At 62.6% G+C, this 17,217-nt stretch carries 14 protein-coding genes; 8 read left to right on the top strand and 6 right to left on the bottom strand.

Annotated features, from left to right (window positions below; genetic code table 11):
- Nucleotides 1-43: 43 nt before the first annotated feature.
- From tmk to ACLP2E_RS01055, 5 genes are all read right to left on the bottom strand, one after another.
- The gene (gene tmk / locus ACLP2E_RS01075; RefSeq protein WP_442464906.1) at nt 44-745 is read right to left on the bottom strand and encodes a dTMP kinase; all 702 of its coding nucleotides are present in this window, start codon (nt 743-745) and stop codon (nt 44-46) included.
- 19 nt (nt 746-764) lie between these two features.
- A complete protein-coding gene (locus ACLP2E_RS01070; RefSeq protein ID WP_442464242.1) occupies nt 765-1,988 on the bottom strand; it encodes a D-alanyl-D-alanine carboxypeptidase family protein in 1,224 nt (407 codons plus the stop codon).
- A gap of 195 nt (nt 1,989-2,183) precedes the next feature.
- Nucleotides 2,184-3,161 carry a septal ring lytic transglycosylase RlpA family protein gene (locus ACLP2E_RS01065; RefSeq protein WP_442464905.1) on the bottom strand — a complete coding sequence of 326 codons (978 nt, stop codon included), beginning with the start codon at nt 3,159-3,161 and terminating at the stop codon, nt 2,184-2,186.
- A 291-nt stretch (nt 3,162-3,452) separates the two neighbouring features.
- Nucleotides 3,453-3,908, bottom strand: a complete 456-nt coding sequence (locus ACLP2E_RS01060) for a DNA polymerase III subunit chi (RefSeq protein WP_442462756.1) — start codon at nt 3,906-3,908, stop codon at nt 3,453-3,455.
- Nucleotides 3,908-5,431 carry a leucyl aminopeptidase gene (locus ACLP2E_RS01055; RefSeq protein WP_442462757.1) on the bottom strand — a complete coding sequence of 508 codons (1,524 nt, stop codon included), beginning with the start codon at nt 5,429-5,431 and terminating at the stop codon, nt 3,908-3,910. The genes ACLP2E_RS01060 and ACLP2E_RS01055 overlap by 1 nt, the downstream gene beginning before the upstream one ends.
- On the opposite strand from ACLP2E_RS01055, the gene ACLP2E_RS01050 reads away from it, so the two are divergent.
- The 7 genes from ACLP2E_RS01050 to rsmA all read left to right on the top strand — a co-directional run bounded on the left by ACLP2E_RS01050 (nt 5,412) and on the right by rsmA (nt 13,823).
- Nucleotides 5,412-5,594, top strand: a complete 183-nt coding sequence (locus tag ACLP2E_RS01050; protein WP_442462767.1) for a hypothetical protein — start codon at nt 5,412-5,414, stop codon at nt 5,592-5,594. The two genes, ACLP2E_RS01055 and ACLP2E_RS01050, sit on opposite strands and share 20 nt — an antisense overlap.
- Nucleotides 5,595-5,888: 294 nt before the next feature.
- Complete coding sequence (gene lptF / locus ACLP2E_RS01045) at nt 5,889-7,016, top strand: LPS export ABC transporter permease LptF (protein ID WP_442464904.1); 1,128 nt, start codon at nt 5,889-5,891, stop codon at nt 7,014-7,016.
- Nucleotides 7,017-8,099 (top strand): LPS export ABC transporter permease LptG, encoded by a 1,083-nt coding sequence (gene lptG, locus ACLP2E_RS01040; RefSeq protein WP_442462759.1) that lies wholly within the window; start codon nt 7,017-7,019, stop codon nt 8,097-8,099.
- Entirely contained in the window at nt 8,099-10,774 is a 2,676-nt protein-coding gene (locus ACLP2E_RS01035) for an LPS-assembly protein LptD (protein WP_442464903.1), read from the top strand. Before lptG ends, ACLP2E_RS01035 begins: the two co-directional genes overlap by 1 nt.
- 141 nt (nt 10,775-10,915) lie before the next feature.
- The gene (locus ACLP2E_RS01030) at nt 10,916-11,941 is read left to right on the top strand and encodes a hypothetical protein (RefSeq protein ID WP_442464902.1); all 1,026 of its coding nucleotides are present in this window, start codon (nt 10,916-10,918) and stop codon (nt 11,939-11,941) included.
- A complete protein-coding gene (pdxA, locus tag ACLP2E_RS01025) occupies nt 11,938-12,957 on the top strand; it encodes a 4-hydroxythreonine-4-phosphate dehydrogenase PdxA (protein ID WP_442462762.1) in 1,020 nt (339 codons plus the stop codon). The genes ACLP2E_RS01030 and pdxA overlap by 4 nt, the downstream gene beginning before the upstream one ends.
- Nucleotides 12,954-13,823: a 16S rRNA (adenine(1518)-N(6)/adenine(1519)-N(6))-dimethyltransferase RsmA gene (gene rsmA / locus ACLP2E_RS01020; RefSeq protein WP_442462763.1), complete on the top strand. Its 870-nt coding sequence runs from the start codon at nt 12,954-12,956 to the stop codon at nt 13,821-13,823. The genes pdxA and rsmA overlap by 4 nt, the downstream gene beginning before the upstream one ends.
- Nucleotides 13,824-13,928: 105 nt before the next feature.
- Here rsmA and ACLP2E_RS01015 read toward each other — a convergent pair whose 3' ends face one another.
- Nucleotides 13,929-14,807, bottom strand: coding sequence for a tRNA nucleotidyltransferase (locus ACLP2E_RS01015; RefSeq protein WP_442464901.1), 879 nt, complete (start codon nt 14,805-14,807; stop codon nt 13,929-13,931).
- 156 nt (nt 14,808-14,963) lie between these two features.
- Here ACLP2E_RS01015 and katG point away from each other — a divergent pair, with 156 nt between their 5' ends.
- Complete coding sequence (gene katG / locus ACLP2E_RS01010) at nt 14,964-17,165, top strand: catalase/peroxidase HPI (protein WP_442464900.1); 2,202 nt, start codon at nt 14,964-14,966, stop codon at nt 17,163-17,165.
- The last annotated feature ends 52 nt before the right edge of the window (nt 17,166-17,217 follow it).

Genomic DNA, 17,217 nt, shown 5'->3' with positions numbered 1-17,217 from the left:
GGAAGAAAGCGATCGCTTTCCGGCGGCGCGTCGGCCGGCTTTCTCACGCCCATTTCTTGCCGTCCGTAAAAGCCTTCAGAAATTTTTCGCAAACCGTCGTCCAGATGGCGTCGGCGACGATTTCGGGTGGAAGCGTCGCGTCGATGACGCGGCAGCGCTGGGGTTCGGAGGCGGCGATTTCGAGAAATTTATCGCGTAGTTGCGCATGAAAAGCCAGGTCTTCGGCCTCGAAACGGTCGGCCTCGCCCTCGCCGCGCCGGCGCCGCGCCCGCTCCAGGCCCACTTCCGGCGGCAGGTCGAGAATGAAGGTCAGGTTCGGCGCCAACTTGCCGAGCGCGACTTTTTCCATTGCCAGCAGCAGAGCGGGATCTGCGCCACCCTTGGCGCCTTGATAGGCGCGGGTCGAATCGGCGAAACGGTCGCACAGGACAAAGGCGCCGCGCCGCAAGGCCGGGCCGATGACGCGGTCAATGTGGTCGATGCGGGCGGCGGAAAACAGCAAAGCCTCGCCGAGCGGTCCGAATTGCCTGGCGGCGCCGGAAAGGATCACTCCGCGGAGTTTCTCCGCCAGCGGCGTGCCGCCCGGCTCGTGCGTCACCACCACTCCTCGCACGGCATAGGGCGTCCCTTGCCGCAACCGCTCGGCGAGCAGGCGAATCTGGGTCGATTTCCCGGCGCCCTCGCCGCCTTCGAATGTGATGAACCGACCGTCGCGCAAACCAGGCTCCTGAATGCACACAGTCATAACGCTTATCAAGACTGGTTCAAGGCGCCGCGTTCGCCGAGGGTTCGGGTTTCTTTTCGGTCGCATGAAGGGCGCTGGCGAGCCCCTTGTGGAACAGTTGCATTGTCAGTTCCAGCGCCGCGTCCTTGGCGCGCTGGGCCAGCGGTCCCAATTCGACCGCTTCGCCGGTCTTCAGCGGCGTGTCGAGCGCCAGTGTCGTTCCACGATAAATCTTAAGCCGCGCCACGGTCTGTCCGGCGGCTACCGGCGCGATCAGCGGCCCGGTATAGACGATCTTGCCGCTGAGCTTGTCGCCGGAGCCGCGCGGCGCCAGCAGCCTTACGTCTGTATCCGATACCAACGGAATCTCCGTCTTGGCGCCCCCAAAGACCTTCGCCGATCCGATGGTCTCGCCAGCGGAAAAAAGCATTTTGGCGTCGAAGCCGTGAAAACCCCAGTTGAAGATGCGGCGCGCCTCCTCGGCCCGGTCCTTGGCGGTCTTGGCGTCGAGAATGACGACGATCAGCCGCTGATTGTCATAAACCGCCGATCCCACCAGATTGAAGCAGCAGCCCGGCAGGTTGCCGACTTTCAGCCCGTCGCCGTTGATGTCGTTAAACAGAATTGGATTGCGGTTGAGCTGCCGGATCTTGCTCCAGGTGAACTCCTTCTCGCCGAAGAAATGATAATATTCGGGATAGGTCTTGATCAGATATTCGGCGAGCGTCGCCATGTCGCGCGCCGTGACGACCTGGGCCGGATTGGGCGAACCCCAGGAATCGGTGAAATGGGACTTGGTCAGCCCCAATTCCGTCGCCCGGACATTCATCATAGCGGCGAAATTCTCTTCCGATCCGCCCAGACCTTCCGCCAGTGCAGTGGCGGCGTCATTGCCCGACTGCACGATCAGGCCGCGCAGCAGATCCTCGACCCTGATCTTGGTGTCGACCCTGGCGAACATCGATGTGCCGCCGGAACCGGCCTTCCAGGCTTTTTCGGAAATATAGAAGGGCGTATCGAAGGTGATCGAGCCCTTTTTCAGGTCGCGAAACACCAGTTCCGCCGTCATCAATTTGGCGACCGAGGCCGGCTGGACCGGATCGTCGGCGGCTTTCTCCAGCAAAATGGTCTGGGTGTCGACATCCATCGCCATGGCGTGAGGCGCGACGGTGGAGAAGCTCTGCGCGAAAGTGTTTCCGCCACACGCGATCACTCCCAGCGCAAGGGCGAGGCGAACCATAAAGGGCAAGGGAATCGACCGCACGTAACCCCCATCGTCGCCGTTGGCGGCGAAAAAACCACCCTGAATAATGAGCAGGCGTCAACCTTCCCGGCGCGAAAAGCGCGAGCGACGCGGGCAATAGATAGCGCTTTTGGACCGAACCCGCCAGACCCTCGAGGGAAATTGCGCCGCCAAAAGGCGTGTTTGGAAGCCTATCTTTCGACGGGCCTTGGGGCCTTATCGGCGGGCGACGGCGATCGGCGTGTCGGCGCCGGGGATCGTGCCGAGATCGAACGGCCGTTGTGGCGGCAGCGGCGGATTCTTTGGCAAGGGAACGGCTGGAGCGGCAAGTTCGGCCAAGGCGAGGCGTTCGGACGCCGGGACTGGGCGAACGGCGGTCTCGACCGGCCGGGACGGCGGCAAGGGCGCGGCCTGTTCTTCCGCCGCGCTTTCCGGTTCGGCCAGCGCCATGCGCTCCATGTCGCGGCCGGGCTGCGGCTGCGGCGCCGAGCGCGGCATTTCGCGTTGTTCGGCGACGCGCGTCTGGGAAAAGGCGAAGTCGTCGAGTTGCGCCGGTTGGCCGTCGAAGCGCAGGGTGGCCAGCAATTTGCGGTCGTCGGAGCCGGCGATGGAGGCGCGGCCGACATATTCGACTTTCACTTTGGTCGACCCGATATGTTTGTATTCCAGCGCTTCCGCCGCCTTGGCGGAAAGGTCCATGACGCGTCCGCCATGATAGGGACCGCGATCGTTGACGCGGACGATGATCGAGCGGTGGTTGCGCAGATTGGTCACCCGCGCATAGCTTGGCAGCGGCATGGTCGGATGGGCGGCCGAAATGGCGTCCTTGTCGTAAATCTCGCCATTGGCGGTGCGGCGGCCGTGAAAGGCGTCGCCATACCATGACGCCATGCCGACAGCGGCGTATTTGCGCTCGCTGGGGACATAGGTCTGTCCGGCGACCGTATAGGGGTGGCCGACGAGATATTGGCCGCCGCCCTTGGGCACAGGTTCGCCGTCGGCGATGACGCGCGGGCTGGCGGCGCCGTAGATGCTCGATGGGAAATATTCTTTGGCGTGGCGCTGCTGCTGTGAAGTCGGCGCCTGGGCGCAGCCGCCCACGGCGAGCGCGCTGGCGAGGGCCGCGAGCGACCCCGCCCTGGCGAGCAGGCGGCGGGATGGATCGGGAAGGTGGCGGGAAGCAGGCGCGGTCATGATTGGCGAACAACCCGGTTTTTCAAAACCGCGAATTCGCAGGCGCCCCATGCACGGCGGTGCAAGGCGCGGCGGTTCGGGCTCGAGACCAGCGAAAAGGCGGCGATTGGACTCATCACGCGCCACTTTGCGCCAGGGAAGTAACCACACGGTTGAGGCAAATGGTAAACTCCATCGCATGCGCGCGGCCAACAAGCCGCCACGTTGCCATAAGTCGTGCGGCCAAGCCGCACAATGGCCTTCACATTTTGGCCGAAATACGGCAGCCGCTCAGAACAGGCTTTTTATGGTTTACGCCTGTTGGCGCCAACCACCCTCTTCCGTCTCTGCCCAGTAGGCGAGTTTTGCATTGCGCTGGCGCAAAATTTTCCATTGTTCACGAGCCTGGCCGAGAGTTTCCTCATCGCGTCCGTCGAACAGCAGGATCAGCCGGACATAGTCCGTTTCGACGAAAGGCTCTGCGGCGACGCCTTCGACGAGAAAGCGGATTTTTGCGCCGTTGGGATTATCCGGCCCGAGCGTCAGCCACACGTCCTGTAGATCAGGGTTCCCATCGGCGGCGGCGCCATGAGGCAGGAAACTATCCTCGGCATAGGTCCAGAGCAGATCGTCGATGGCGGCGAGACGCTCCGGCGTTTTCGCCTGGACTACCGCTCGCCAGCCGCGTTGCAGCGTCCGCTCGACCAGATTGGGCAAAACCTGTTCGAGCGTCCGCCGCTTCAATTGATAGAACCAGATCTCAGGCATTATTTCTCATAGAAATCCGCCACGAGACGGTCGAGCAGGCGTACGCCGAAACCAGAACCCCAGCTTTGGTTGAGGTCGTTGGTGGGCGAACCCATGCCCATTCCGGCTATGTCGAGATGCGCCCAGGGCGTGTCGTTGACGAAGCGCTGGAGGAATTGCGCGGCGCTGATCGAGCCGGCGTGGCGGCCGCCAGTGTTTTTCATGTCGGCGAATTTCGAATCGATCAGCTTGTCGTAAGTCGGCCCCATCGGCATCCGCCATAACTTCTCGCCGGTGGCCACGCCGGCCTTGGTCAGGTTTTCGGCCAGTTCGTCGTTATTGCTGAAAAGGCCGGCGTATTCCTGCCCCAGCGCCACCATAATGGCGCCGGTGAGGGTGGCGAGATCGATCATGAATTTGGGCTTGTAGGCGCTCTGCACGTGCCAAAGCACGTCGGCCAGCACCAGGCGTCCCTCCGCGTCGGTATTGATGATTTCGATGGTCTGGCCCGACATGGAGGCGACAATGTCGCCTGGCCTTTGCGCCGCGCCGCCGGGCATGTTTTCGACCAGCCCGATCGCTCCGACCACGTTGGCCGCCGCCTTGCGCGAGGCCAAGGCGTGCATCAGGCCGACGACGCAGGCCGCGCCGGCCATGTCGCCCTTCATGTCTTCCATGCCGGCGCCTGGTTTCAAGGATATGCCGCCCGAATCGAAACAGACGCCCTTGCCGATGAAGGCCACCGGCGCCGCGCCCGAAGCCCCGCCGTTCCAGCGCATGACGACGACACGGCTTGGTCGCACGGAGCCCTGCCCGACCCCGAGCAGCGCCCGCATCCCCAAGGCCTCCAGCGCCGGAACGTCAAGAACCTCGACCTCGACGCCGAGCTTTTCCAGTTCCTTGGCCTTTTCCGCGAACGATTCGGGATAGAGCAGGTTCGGCGGCAGATTGACCAGGGTGCGGGCGATATCAACGCCGTCGGCTAGACCTTCGATCCTCGATGTCGCCGCTTCGAGCGCGGTCTTGTCGGCGCCAGCGAGTTGCAGATCGAGCGGCGAGGGCGAATCGGCTTCGTCCTTCTGGCTCTTTTTCGTCTTGAACTGGTCGAATTTATAGGCGCGCAGGCGCAGGCCCAAAGCAAAATCGGCCGCTGCGGTGGCGACATTTTCGGGCGGCGCGGCGAAATCGAACAGGATCAAGGCCTTTTTCGCCTTGCCGAGTTTCGACACGGCGAGGCCGCCGAGCCGCACATAATCGAGCTTTTCGCCTTCTTTTTCCGGCGCGGCTCCGAGCACGATCAACCGAGGCGCGGCGACGCCCGCCGGCGCAAGAATGTCGAGGCTGGAGCCGATCTTGCCCTTGAAACTGGCGGTTTCCGCCGCGCGCGGGATCAGCGCCGCCGCGTCGCCGAGCGCGGCTTGCGTCGCCGCCCCTAGTCCGAGCCCGTCACCCGCGAAAACCACCAGGACCTGCCCGCTATGTTCGGGCAGAGAGGCCACGCCCTCCGAGAGTGAGACGACGTCAATGGAAACCGACCCGGACATGGAAACCTCAATCGATGCCGACGCCCGAAGCGGCGCGAAGCGCGCGGATCCGCGGGAGTCGAAGGAAATCACCGGCCTTTTGGGCGCGGCGTGCGCGATGCCGATACTATGCGCCGGGGCGGCGAAACCGGTCAATGCGTGGAGTTCATCGAGTGTGAACTAAGGCCCCGCACAAGCGGACATGGAAATGCCGCATTGGCGGCGAAAGACGATGGGCGCGAAAGACGATGGGCGGCGAAAGACGATACCCAAACGACACAGCCGGGAAAAAAGTTCAAACGGCGCTTTTCGCGGAGGCTTTATGCGGTAGAAAGCGTCACGGTGATTTGGGTCGGACCCTCGACCAGAATCCTCGATCCAGATCCGCGATTTGGGTCATCGATCTCAGGTCTCGAATTAGATCGTTGACGCAAGCCTTTGATTAACCTCTCGGCACAGGACCAGGTTCAGCGAAGAAATGACGCTCATCGAACGCTATATTTTCAAGATCGGCGCGTCGGCCTTCCTGGCCGCCCTGGGGGTTTTGACGGCGGTGATCTGGCTGACCCAGGCTATGAAGGATTTCGATCTGATGACCACCAAGGGCCAGTCGCTGATTGTGTTTTTTCATATCACCAGCCTGATCATCCCTTCGCTGATCATGGTGATCGCGCCGATCGCCTTGTTCATCGCTACGCTGTTTTCTCTCAACAAGCTCAATGGCGACAGCGAACTGGTCGTGACGGCGGCCGCCGGGCTCTCGCCTTATCAATTGTTTCGGCCCTATGCGGCGCTGATCGTGTCGGTGGCGCTTTTTTCCAGCTTCATGTCGCTCTGGGCGATGCCCTGGAGTTTTAGCGTCATGCGCGACGCGATGACTGAGGTGCAATCCGATTTCCTCACCCGGGTCGTCCGGCCCGGCGCCTTCAACATGCTGGAGCCCGGCCTCATCTTCCATTATCGCGACCGGGGACCAGGCGGGTCCCTTCTTGGCATTTTCATGCTCGATCGCCGCGATGAAGGCCAGAACAACGTCTATCTCGCCGAAACCGGCATAGCCGCCAAAGTCGGCGAGCAGAATTATCTCGTGCTGGAGACCGGCACGATCCAACGGCAAGACAAAGGCGCCACGACGCCGGCGATGATCGTGTTCGATTCCTACGCGCTCGACCTCAGCCATTTCGGCTCGCGCGCCGACGGAGCGCCATTGCGTCCCCGCGAACGATCCACCCCTGTGCTGCTCGCCTACGACACCGCCGAAGATTATGTAAAGTTCAATGAGGGGCGGTTCCGTGCGGAACTTCACGAACGGTTCATCGCCCCGCTATATGCTCTGGCCATGGGCATGATCGCTTTCGCTGCCCTCGGCGCGCCACGCACCACAAGACAGAATCGCGGCGCGGCCATGGCCGCCGCCGTTGGTTTTGCGTTGCTGCTGCGGGTCGGCGGCTTCGGCGCTTCCGCCTTGATGGCGCGCGGGGCCGCAGCCATTCCTCTTGCCTACGCACTGCCTCTTTTCGGCTGTGCGCTGGCGGCGCTTTATGCTTTCCGATTCGCCTTCGAAAACCCGTTCCGGCGCGCCCGGACAGGCCTTGCGGCGGCCTGAATGATCGGAAAAACCCTAGGTCTCTATTTTGCCTCGCGCTTCGTCAAAAGCGTCGCCGTGGTGTTTTTCACCATTTTCGGCCTGATCTACATGGTTGATTTCGTCGAAATGCTGCGCCGCGCCAGCGATGTTCCCAAAGCCAGCGCCGGCCTGGTGGCTTTGCTCTCGCTTTTGCGCACGCCAGCGGTTTCCGAACAGGTCATGCCCTTCGCGGTGCTGTTCGGCGCCATGGCTTCTTTCATCAATCTTACCCGCAAGCTGGAACTGGTGGTGGCGCGCGCCGCCGGCGTCTCGGTGTGGCAATTCCTGACCCCGCCTTTGCTCGGCGCCTTGGGTATCGGCCTGTTCGCCATAGGAATCTACAATCCGGCCTCGGCGCTGATGCGCCAGCGCGCCGACTCGATCGAGACCGATATTTTCAAATCGAAGTTATCGCTCAACGATTCCAGCCTGTGGATCCGGCAGAAGAGCAAGGACGGCCAGTCGATCCTGCGCGCCGAGACCTCGGCCGAATCGGGCCTCGCCCTCGGCGCCGTCTCGGCCTATGTGTTTGACCCCAAAGGCAAGTTCATCGAGCGCGTGGACGCCGACAACGCCCGCCTGGAAGGCAAGGAATGGCGCTTGAGCCACGCGACCATCACAGCGCCGGGAATCGACCCGCGATTGACGGAAATTTACCTTCTTGCGACTAATCTTTCCCCAAGTCAGGTCGTGCAGAGTTTCGTATCGCCCGAATCCGTGCCCTTCTGGTCCTTGCCGCGCGTGGTGGAGGACACTCAAGGCGCGGGGCTTGACGCTGTGGGGTATCGCTTGCGTTTTCAGTCGCTTCTAGCTCTGCCTCTGCTTCTTGCGGCCATGGTTCTCATCGCCGCCTCGTTCTCGTTGAAACAAACCCGCATGGGCGGAATCGGCATTATGGTTTTGGGTGGCGTCGGCGCCGGCTTCGTGCTTTATGTCGCGACAAAACTGGTCTCCGATCTTGGCGGAGCGGGAGTGCTGAGCGCGCCCGTCGCCGCCTGGTCGCCGGCGATCGTAGCGAATATGTTGGGTGCGTTGACACTTTTGAACCGCGAGGACGGCTGATGGCGAAAAGCTCTCATCGCCGTAAAAAAGACCGAGCGGCTACCGGCCGAGCCGTTGCGGGCTTTACGCGCGGTTGCGTTTCCGGGTTTCTCGCCGTCGTTTTCGCGCTTCTCGTCTCCCTGCCCGCCTTTACGCGCGACGCTCAGGCCCAGACGCCGGCGCCTGCGGCGCCCACCCATACGCTTAACGACCGCCTCGCCGGCGCCGCCGGCGACAAGAAGTCGCCGATGGTGGTCGAGGCCAACAGCGTCATCTACGACGACAAGGCGCATACGGTCACGGCCGACGGCGACGCTCAGATCTATTACCAGGACAAGATCCTGGAAGCGGATCACGTCACCTATTTCCGCGACACCGGCCGCGTGCTGGCGGAAGGTTCGGTCAAGCTCACCGAACCCGACGGCGGTGTGACCCACGCCGAGAAAATGGAGCTTACCGGCGATTTCAAACAGGGTTTCGTCGATACGGTGCGCGCCGACACCAAGGAAAAGACCCATATGAGCGCCTCGCGCTCGGAAAAGCGCGACGCCAACACCACAGTGTTCGAGAAGGGAACCTATTCCGCCTGCGCCAGTTGCGCCGAGCACCCGGAAAGGCCGCCTTTATGGCGGCTGCGCGCCGACCGGATCATCCACAAGAACGCCGAGCAGATGCTCTATTACGAGCATGCGTGGTTCGAGCTTTATGGCGTGCCGATCGCCTATATGCCCTTCTTCTCCGCGGCCGACCCCAGCGTGACGCGCCAGTCGGGCTTCCTCGCGCCGCGCCTGACCTATCGTTCGACCACCGGATTTGGCGCCGGCGTCCCTTATTTCTGGGCGATCGCGCCCAATATGGATGTGACGCTGACGCCGATGTACATGACGCGGCAGGGGGTGTTCGGCGAAGCCGAATTCCGTCACCGCCTGGACAACGGCTATTACCAGATCCTGGCGAGCGGCATTCATCAGGAACAGGACGCCGCCTTCGAGCCCCAGCCCTACGGATCGGGCAACACGACGAATCGCGGCGCGATCGAATCGCTCGGCTCCATTTGGCTGAGCCCGATGTGGAAGTTCGGCTGGGACATCGCCCGCGTGTCGGACAAATGGTATCTGAACGATTACGGCCTGCCCACCGGCGACCTGACCGGCAATCCGAACAGCTTTTTCTTCCGCGAAACCTCGTCGACGGTTTTCATCACCGGCCAGGGCGATCGCGGTTATTTCGACCTGCGCGGCTTCTCCTTCCAGGGCTTGGCCAATTCGGACCTGCAGCAGCAGCTCGCGGGCGTCTGGCCGATCATGGATTACAACAAGACCATCGACGTCAAGCCGGAACAGAGCTTCGGTCTCGGCGGCCAGCTTGAGATCGACGCCAATGTGACCAGTTCGTCGGCTGGCCTGGCCTCCTATCAGCAGATCGGCGCGGTGACGCTCGACCGTCAGTACGGCCTCTTTAACGTTTGCCGCAATCCGGTGACCGGCCAGCCCGATTATAACCAGAGCAACTGCTTGTTGCGGGGCATCGGCGGCGACTATACCAGCGGCACCTTGCAGGTCTCCTGGCAGCGCAAATATATCGATCCGCTGGGGGAAGTCTGGACGCCCTTCGCCTTCGCGCGGGCCAATGGAAATTACCTGAGCTACAACACGTCCGGTTCGGACACGTTCTTCGGCAGCAGCAACGGCATCCCGGTCACCGACACCATCGCCAACTCCAGCCAAAGCGCCTTTTTGTCGAACAACAACCAGGCCAATGGCTTTGTGACTCCGGGAATTGGCGTCGAATGGCGTTATCCGCTGCTGGCCAGGAGCCCGATCGGCAATGTGGTCGTCGAGCCGATCGCCCAGGTCATCGCCCGGCCGAACGCCCAGAACCCCAACACGCTGGTCAATATGGACGCGCAGAGCCTGGTGTTCGACGACACCAATCTGTTCGAGTGGAACAAATATTCAGGCTACGACCGCTTCGAAACCGGCGTGCGCGCCAACTACGGCGCCCAATTCACGCTGGACATGGACCAGAACGGCTATGCCAGCGCCTTGTTCGGCCAGTCTTATCAACTGGCGGGGATCAATAATTACGACCAGCCCGACATGGCCAATATCGGCCTTTCCTCCGGCCTCGACACCAGGGCCTCGGATTACGTCTCGCGAATCGCCTATTCGCCGAATTCGAATTACACCCTGGTCGCCAAGGCGCGGTTCGACGAGGACACTTGGGCTATGCGGCGGTTCGACGCAGCGGCCACGGCGAATTACGGCCCCATTCACTTCGGCGCACAATTCGCCAATTACGAACAGCAGCCGCTGATAGGCTATGTCTATCGGCGCGAAGGCTTGCAATTCAATACGCGTTATGACGTGATCGAACATTACTTTGTGCAGGGTAACATCAATTTCGACCTTGGACGCCATTATTACAATGGCGTCCCCTTGGCGCCGAACGTATATCCGCCAGATGCCCCTGTCTTCGCCATCGCGACCTGGGGCATGGGCGTCGGCTACGCCGACGAGTGTACCAAGCTGAGCCTGCTGTATACAAATGCAATCTCGGATAACTACGGCTACCCGCCTACCTATACCCGTAACCAGACATTGATGTTTACGCTGGACTTGCGCACCCTCGGCAATATCAAGGCGCCGTTCGCGCTGTCGCCGTCGGAGATCCAGGACGGGGTGAGGTATAACTGAGCCTTCCCGCGAAGCGGATGCGTCGCAACAAAACCATAGTCCGATTCCATTGAGTCGCGGCTAAACTGGATTTATTGCTGAACTGGCTTTATTCAGGGCGTAGCGCCGATCTCGCGGGACCGGCCGCGTCTGAGAATAGGCGTGAAACAAAACTGGACGGCGCGATTCCATCGGATCGAACACGGCTCCAGCGTCCCGGAATGGGCTTCAGACGAGCGGATGACAGGCATGGTTTTCAAGTCGAACGGATTTTCATTCAAGGCGCGCGCGATCGCCTGGGGCTTGAGTCTGGCGCTGCCGGGAGCGGCGTTCCTGCCCTGTGCTCCCGCTTTCGCGCAATCGATCGTCGCCAGCGCCAATGGCGATCCCATCACCACTTTGGACGTAGCGGAACGGGAAAGGCTGCTGCGGGCCCTGGGCGAGCCCGCCTCGCCGGCGGCGGCGCTTGAAAGCATGGTAAAATCCCGGATCATGGCCTCGGAAATCAATAAATACGGCATCAAGATCAGCGCGAGCGAACTCGGACCCGCCTTGCAATATTACGCCGACCGCGCTCATGTCACCCCGGAGGTGCTGAACGCGCGGTTGACCGCCGCGAAGCTGGACAAGAAACATTTGGAGAATTTCCTCTCCATCCACATGGCGTTCAATATTTACGCCCACGCCCGCAATCGGGCGGTCGAGGTCAGCCAGTCTGAAATCGACGCCGAAATCGCCCGCGACAAGAAACTCGCCAATCAGCAGACCTATGTGATCCGCCAGGTTTTGCTCGCGGTGCCGCCCGAAACCGGCGTTGCCGGACTGCAGCAGGCAGCCAAGCAGATGGAAGCCCTGCACGCCCGTTTCACCGATTGCGAAACCGGCGCCAAACTGGTCGCCGAGTATCCCAATCTCGTGGTGCGCGAACCGATCACCCGCTCGTCGGCGCAGTTGAACGAACAATTGACGACTATGCTTGACAAGTTGCCGGTCGGCCATCTGTCGCCGGCAAGCCGCGACTCCACCGGCATCGTTTCTCTCGCGCTGTGCTCGCGTTCGGCGTCTAAGAGCGACGCGGCGAGGGAGGCGGCGCAAACACGCATCATGGCGCGCAAGATTCAGGACCAGGCCGACAAGCTGTACAAGGAAATACGCGCCAACGCCGTGGTCGTCATCGCCAAGAAATGACGGGAAAATCGAAGCCGCTTTGTCTCACGCAGGGCGACCCATCCGGGATCGGTCCCGACATAACGTTGGCCCTTTATGCCGCCATGCGCGCCGGCGAGGTGGCGACAGAACCCTTTTTTCTGCTCGCCGATCCGGATTTTCTTCGGCGCCGCGCGAAAACTCTCCTGATAGACGTCGAGATCATCGAGACGACGCCTGAACAGGCCGGCGCCGCCTTCCTGGCTGGCCTGCCGGTGGCGGCCCTTCGGGCTCAAGTCGCGGGCGCCCCGGGCCGTCCCGATCAGGGCGACGCGCTTGCGACCATCGAGGCCATCTCATCCGCTGTGGAACTGGTCGCCCATGGCCGAGCCAGCGCCGTCGTCACCAATCCGATCGCCAAATCCGTGCTTTACCAGGCGGGTTTCACCCATCCCGGCCACACCGAATTCCTCGGCGAACTGGCGGCCCGTCATTTCGGCGGCGTGAGCCGGCCCGTGATGCTGTTGTGGTCGAGCGAACTGGCGGTGGTTCCAGCGACCATCCATGTTCCGCTGGCCCGCGTACCTTCGCTATTGAACGCCGACGACCTGGTCGAAATCGGCGGCGTCGTCGCCGAGGCTTTCATGCGGGATTTCGGTGTTTCCGCGCCACGCCTCGTCTTCGCCGGACTCAATCCGCACGCCGGTGAAAACGGCGCGATCGGCCGCGAGGACATCGAGATTGTCGCGCCCGCCGTCGCCCGCCTCGCGGCGCGGGGCATCGACGCCAGGGGCCCTTTTTCCGCGGACACGTTGTTTCATGCGGAGGCGCGGAAAATCTACGATGTCGCCATCTGCATGTATCACGATCAGGCCCTGATTCCGATCAAGACGCTGGCTTTCGACAGCGGCGTCAATGTCACCCTCGGCCTGCCGTTCATCCGCACTTCGCCCGACCACGGCACGGCTTTCGATCTCGCCGGAACCGGACGGGCCAGCGCAAAAAGTCTGGCAGAGGCGCTGTCGCTCGCGGGACGCATGGCGCGGGCGCGGACGTGACCGACAATTTGCCTCCCTTGCGCGAGGTGGTCGCCGCCCACGGCCTGGCGGCGAAAAAATCGCTTGGCCAGAATTTTCTGTTCGACCTCAATCTCACCGGGAAGATCGCCCGCGCCGCCGGCCCGTTGGAGGAGGCGACGATCCTCGAAATCGGTCCCGGCCCGGGCGGCTTGACCCGCGCCCTGCTGACGCAGGGGGCGAAAAAGGTCATCGCGGTTGAGCGCGACGAGCGCTGCCTTGTGGCTTTGGCGGAAATTTCCGCGCATTATCCGGGCCGCCTGGAGGTGGTCTGCGCCGATGCGCTGGGCTTGGACTATCCTGCATTTCTTAGCCAGCGCGGCGTCGAGGGCCCGCTGCGCATCTGCGCCAACCTGCCCTACAATATCGGGACCCCCTTGCTGGCCGGCTGGCTGACGCAGAAGGACTGGCCGCCATTTTACGAGCGGATGGTGCTGATGTTCCAGCGCGAGGTGGCGGAGCGCATCGTCGCCACACCTGGGGAACGGGCCGATTACGGCCGCCTCGGCGTGCTCGCCGGCTGGCGCTGCGAGGCCAGGATACTCTTCGACGTGCCGCCTGCCGCCTTCACCCCACCGCCGAAGATCACTTCCAGCGTGGTGGAATTGCGCCCGCGCGCGAAACCGCTGGAATGTGCGGGCAAGGCGCTGGAGGCTGTGACGCTGGCGGCCTTTGGCCAAAGGCGCAAAATGCTGCGCCAGTCGCTGAAAAGCCTTCCCTTGCCGATCGATCCGCTCGAATTGCTGCAGTCGGCGGGGATCGAGCCGACCAAACGCGCCGAGGAAGTGGAAATCGCCGGCTTTTGCGCGCTGGCGCGGGCCTATGCGAAAAAGACCGGACTGGTCTGAGAGCTAGAGGGTTTTCAAGCGAAGCGGATACCGGTTCGCATGAAGAAAACGCGTAAAAACAAAAAACTAGAGCCCAGATCCGATTCAATCGGATCGGAAAAGGCTCTAGTCCTCTTCGCCCGACCAGCGCTGCGAGTTGAAAGCCCAAGCGATGGCGGCGGCGCGGGCTTCGTGCAATTCTTCCTCGCCGCCCTGCCCCGTCAGCTCCGCCTCGTCGATTTTCGCGCAGGCTTCCAGCGCCAGTTCCAGCAAAGCCGCCTTGGGATAGGCCGCGCCCGAGCGGTCGCCGTAGGCGCGGTAATCGCAGGCGCAGACCGTCATCAAAAGCTGGAAACGCTCCGGGGCTTCGAAGGCGCCCAGCCGTTCCAGCATCAAGGCGACGGGACCGGCGCGCGTTTTCGAGGCGCGGTGCACCCGCTCGCCTTCGGCCGCCGCCAGCAGCGCCAGCTCCCGGCACTCTCGGGGAGCGCCGAGCCGCAGGCAAATTGCCTCGATACGCGGCAGACCGCGCTCTATGTGGCGGTAGTGCGATGGGAGATGTTCAGGCGGCGAATCCCCCTTGCCGACGTTCATCAGCAGAAGAGCCACCCGGACCGGCAGAGGCGCCTCGCAGCGGGCGGCCTCTTCCAGCGCTTTCTTGAGATGCTCGCCGAGATCGACGGGCGCCGGCTCGTCGGCGATTTGCGGCACGCCAAACAAGGCCTCCGTCTCGGGCAGGATTTGCGCCAGCGCGCCGCATTCGCGCAGGGTCTCGATCATTTTTGCCGGCGAGCGCGCCATCAGGCCGCGCACCAGCTCCGGCCAGATTTCAGACGGCGCCACATCCAGCAGAAAACCGGCGTCGACCTGTTCGAACAGCAGGTCGAGCGCGTCGGCGTCCGTCGCGGCCTCGGCTTCGGCGAGCAGAGCCGCCAGGCGGATGATCCCGAGCGCTGGGTGAGTCTGGGCCAGATCCGCCAGCGACCGGGTGAATTTGCGAGCCATGGCGAAATCCAAGCAAGAATCGGGCCTTACAGGGCGAGCAAATCACTTAAGTAATTTGCGGGACAGACACTCCGGAGGGCTTGTCGTAGCCTTGATCAAGCCAAATCTACCGGCAAGGGTTAAAAAACCTGCATCGAACAAGCTGGAGGCGACGACATGGATGACTCAACAAAATGCCCGGTCATGCACGGGGCGCCAAGGCGTCCGGTTTTCGGCGGGGCGACCAACCTCGACTGGTGGCCGAACCAGTTGAACCTGAAAGTGCTCCACCAGAATTCTCCCCTTTCCAATCCGATGAGCCCGGCGTTCGACTACGCCGAAGAGTTCAAAAAACTCGACCTTGCGGCAATCAAAAGAGACCTCACGGCGCTGATGACCGATTCTCAGGAGTGGTGGCCAGCCGATTTCGGGCATTACGGGCCGCTGTTCATTCGAATGGCGTGGCACAGCGCGGGCACCTACCGCATCGGCGACGGGCGCGGCGGCGCCGGCTCCGGCCAGCAACGTTTCGCGCCGCTCAACAGTTGGCCGGACAATGTCAATCTCGACAAGGCGCGCCGGCTTTTGTGGCCGATCAAGCAGAAATACGGCGACAAGATTTCCTGGGCCGACCTGATGATCCTCACCGGCAATGTCGCGCTGGAATCGATGGGCTTCAAGACTTTCGGCTTCGGCGGCGGGCGGCCGGACAGTTGGGAGCCGGAAGAGGACGTCTACTGGGGCCCCGAGGGCAAATGGCTGGCGGACGAGCGCTACAGTGGCGACCGCAATCTGGCGAACCCCCTCGCCGCCGTCCAGATGGGCCTGATCTATGTCAACCCCGAAGGACCGAACGGCAAGCCCGATCCGCTTGCCGCCGCCAAGGATATTCGCGAGACTTTCGCCCGCATGGCGATGAACGACGAGGAGACCGTGGCTTTGATCGCAGGCGGCCACTCATTCGGCAAGACCCATGGCGCCGGCGATGTTTCGCTGGTCGGTCCGGAGCCGGAAGCGGCCCCCATCGAGGAACAGGGCCTTGGCTGGAAGAGCGCATTCGGCACGGGCAAAGGGGATGACGCGATCGGCAGCGGGCTGGAAGTCATCTGGACCCAGACGCCGACCCGGTGGAGCAATAATTTCCTCGAGAACCTGTTCGGCTATGAATGGGAGCTGACCAAGAGTCCGGCCGGCGCTTTTCAGTGGAAACCGAAGGGCGGCGCGGGCGAAGGCGCGGTCCCCGACGCGCAGGACCCAGCGAAGCGCCACGCTCCCTCCATGCTGACCACCGATCTCGCCCTGCGATTCGACCCCAACTACGAGCCAATCTCGCGGCGCTTCCTCGCGAACCCGGATCAACTGGCGGACGCCTTCGCCCGGGCCTGGTTCAAGCTGACCCACCGCGACATGGGGCCGCGTCCGCGCTACCTAGGCCCGGAGGTTCCCTCCGAGGAATTGATCTGGCAGGACCCCGTGCCGAAAGTCGATCATCCGCTGATCGACGCGGCGGACATCGCCGCGCTCAAGGGACGGCTGTTGGCGTCGGGACTTTCCATCTCGGAGCTGGTCTTGACCGCCTGGGCCTCGGCGGCGAGTTTTCGAGGCTCCGACAAACGCGGCGGAGCCAACGGCGCGCGCATTCGGCTGTCGCCGCAGAATGGTTGGGAGGTCAACCAGCCGGAGCAACTGGCCAAGGCGCTCGCAGTCTTCGAGCGGATCCAGAACGAGTTCAACGCGGAGCAATCCGGGGGCAAGCGAGTTTCGCTGGCTGACCTGATCGTTCTCGGCGGTTGCGCCGCCATCGAGCAGGCCGCGAAGAAAGCCGGACACGACATCGAGGCTCCTTTTACGCCGGGCCGCACCGACGCTTCGCAAGAGCAGACCGATGTCGCCTCCTTCGCTGCGATGGAACTGAAGGCCGACGGCTTCCGCAACTATTTCAAGGATGATTTGCCCGCGTCGGCAGAGGAAATGCTGATCGACAAGGCGCAGTTGCTGACGCTGACGGCGCCCGAGATGACGGTTCTGGTCGGCGGCATGCGGGCTCTGAACGCCAATTTCGGCCAGTCGCGCCACGGCGTGTTCACCGAACGGCCCGAGACGCTGACCAATGACTTCTTCGTCAACCTGCTCGACATGGGCACGGTATGGAAGGCCGCTTCGGACTCCGAAGACTTGTTCGAGGGACGCGACCGCAAGACGGGCGAACTGAAATGGACCGCCACGCGCGTCGACCTGTTGTTCGGTTCGAACTCGCAACTTCGCGCCCTGGCCGAGGTCTATGCATGCGACGACGCCGAGCCGAAGTTCGTGCGCGACTTCGTTGCCGCCTGGACCAAGGTGATGAATGCGGATCGCTTCGATCTGGGGAGAGCTTGAAGTAAGTCATGGAGCTTCCCGCCCGGCATTCCCCCTCCTCGTTCTTGACGAG

Origin of the sequence: Rhodoblastus sp. (assembly GCF_052145335.1) — a bacterium.
In the GTDB taxonomy this organism is placed as follows: Bacteria; Pseudomonadota; Alphaproteobacteria; order Rhizobiales; family Beijerinckiaceae; genus Rhodoblastus.
The sequence above is the reverse complement of the archived record's forward strand: the minus strand, read 5'-3'. Positions and strand labels throughout refer to the sequence as shown.

Coding starts and splice junctions, on each gene's coding strand:
- lptG (WP_442462759.1), top strand. CDS start 7,017: ATGATCGGAAAAACCCTAGGTCTCTATTTTGCCTCGCGCTTCGTCAAA.
- ACLP2E_RS01050 (WP_442462767.1), top strand. CDS start 5,412: ATGGAAACCGACCCGGACATGGAAACCTCAATCGATGCCGACGCCCGA.
- katG (WP_442464900.1), top strand. CDS start 14,964: ATGGATGACTCAACAAAATGCCCGGTCATGCACGGGGCGCCAAGGCGT.
- ACLP2E_RS01055 (WP_442462757.1), bottom strand. CDS start 5,431: ATGTCCGGGTCGGTTTCCATTGACGTCGTCTCACTCTCGGAGGGCGTG.
- pdxA (WP_442462762.1), top strand. CDS start 11,938: ATGACGGGAAAATCGAAGCCGCTTTGTCTCACGCAGGGCGACCCATCC.
- lptF (WP_442464904.1), top strand. CDS start 5,889: ATGACGCTCATCGAACGCTATATTTTCAAGATCGGCGCGTCGGCCTTC.
- ACLP2E_RS01065 (WP_442464905.1), bottom strand. CDS start 3,161: ATGACCGCGCCTGCTTCCCGCCACCTTCCCGATCCATCCCGCCGCCTG.
- ACLP2E_RS01060 (WP_442462756.1), bottom strand. CDS start 3,908: ATGCCTGAGATCTGGTTCTATCAATTGAAGCGGCGGACGCTCGAACAG.
- ACLP2E_RS01015 (WP_442464901.1), bottom strand. CDS start 14,807: ATGGCTCGCAAATTCACCCGGTCGCTGGCGGATCTGGCCCAGACTCAC.
- ACLP2E_RS01035 (WP_442464903.1), top strand. CDS start 8,099: ATGGCGAAAAGCTCTCATCGCCGTAAAAAAGACCGAGCGGCTACCGGC.
- tmk (WP_442464906.1), bottom strand. CDS start 745: ATGACTGTGTGCATTCAGGAGCCTGGTTTGCGCGACGGTCGGTTCATC.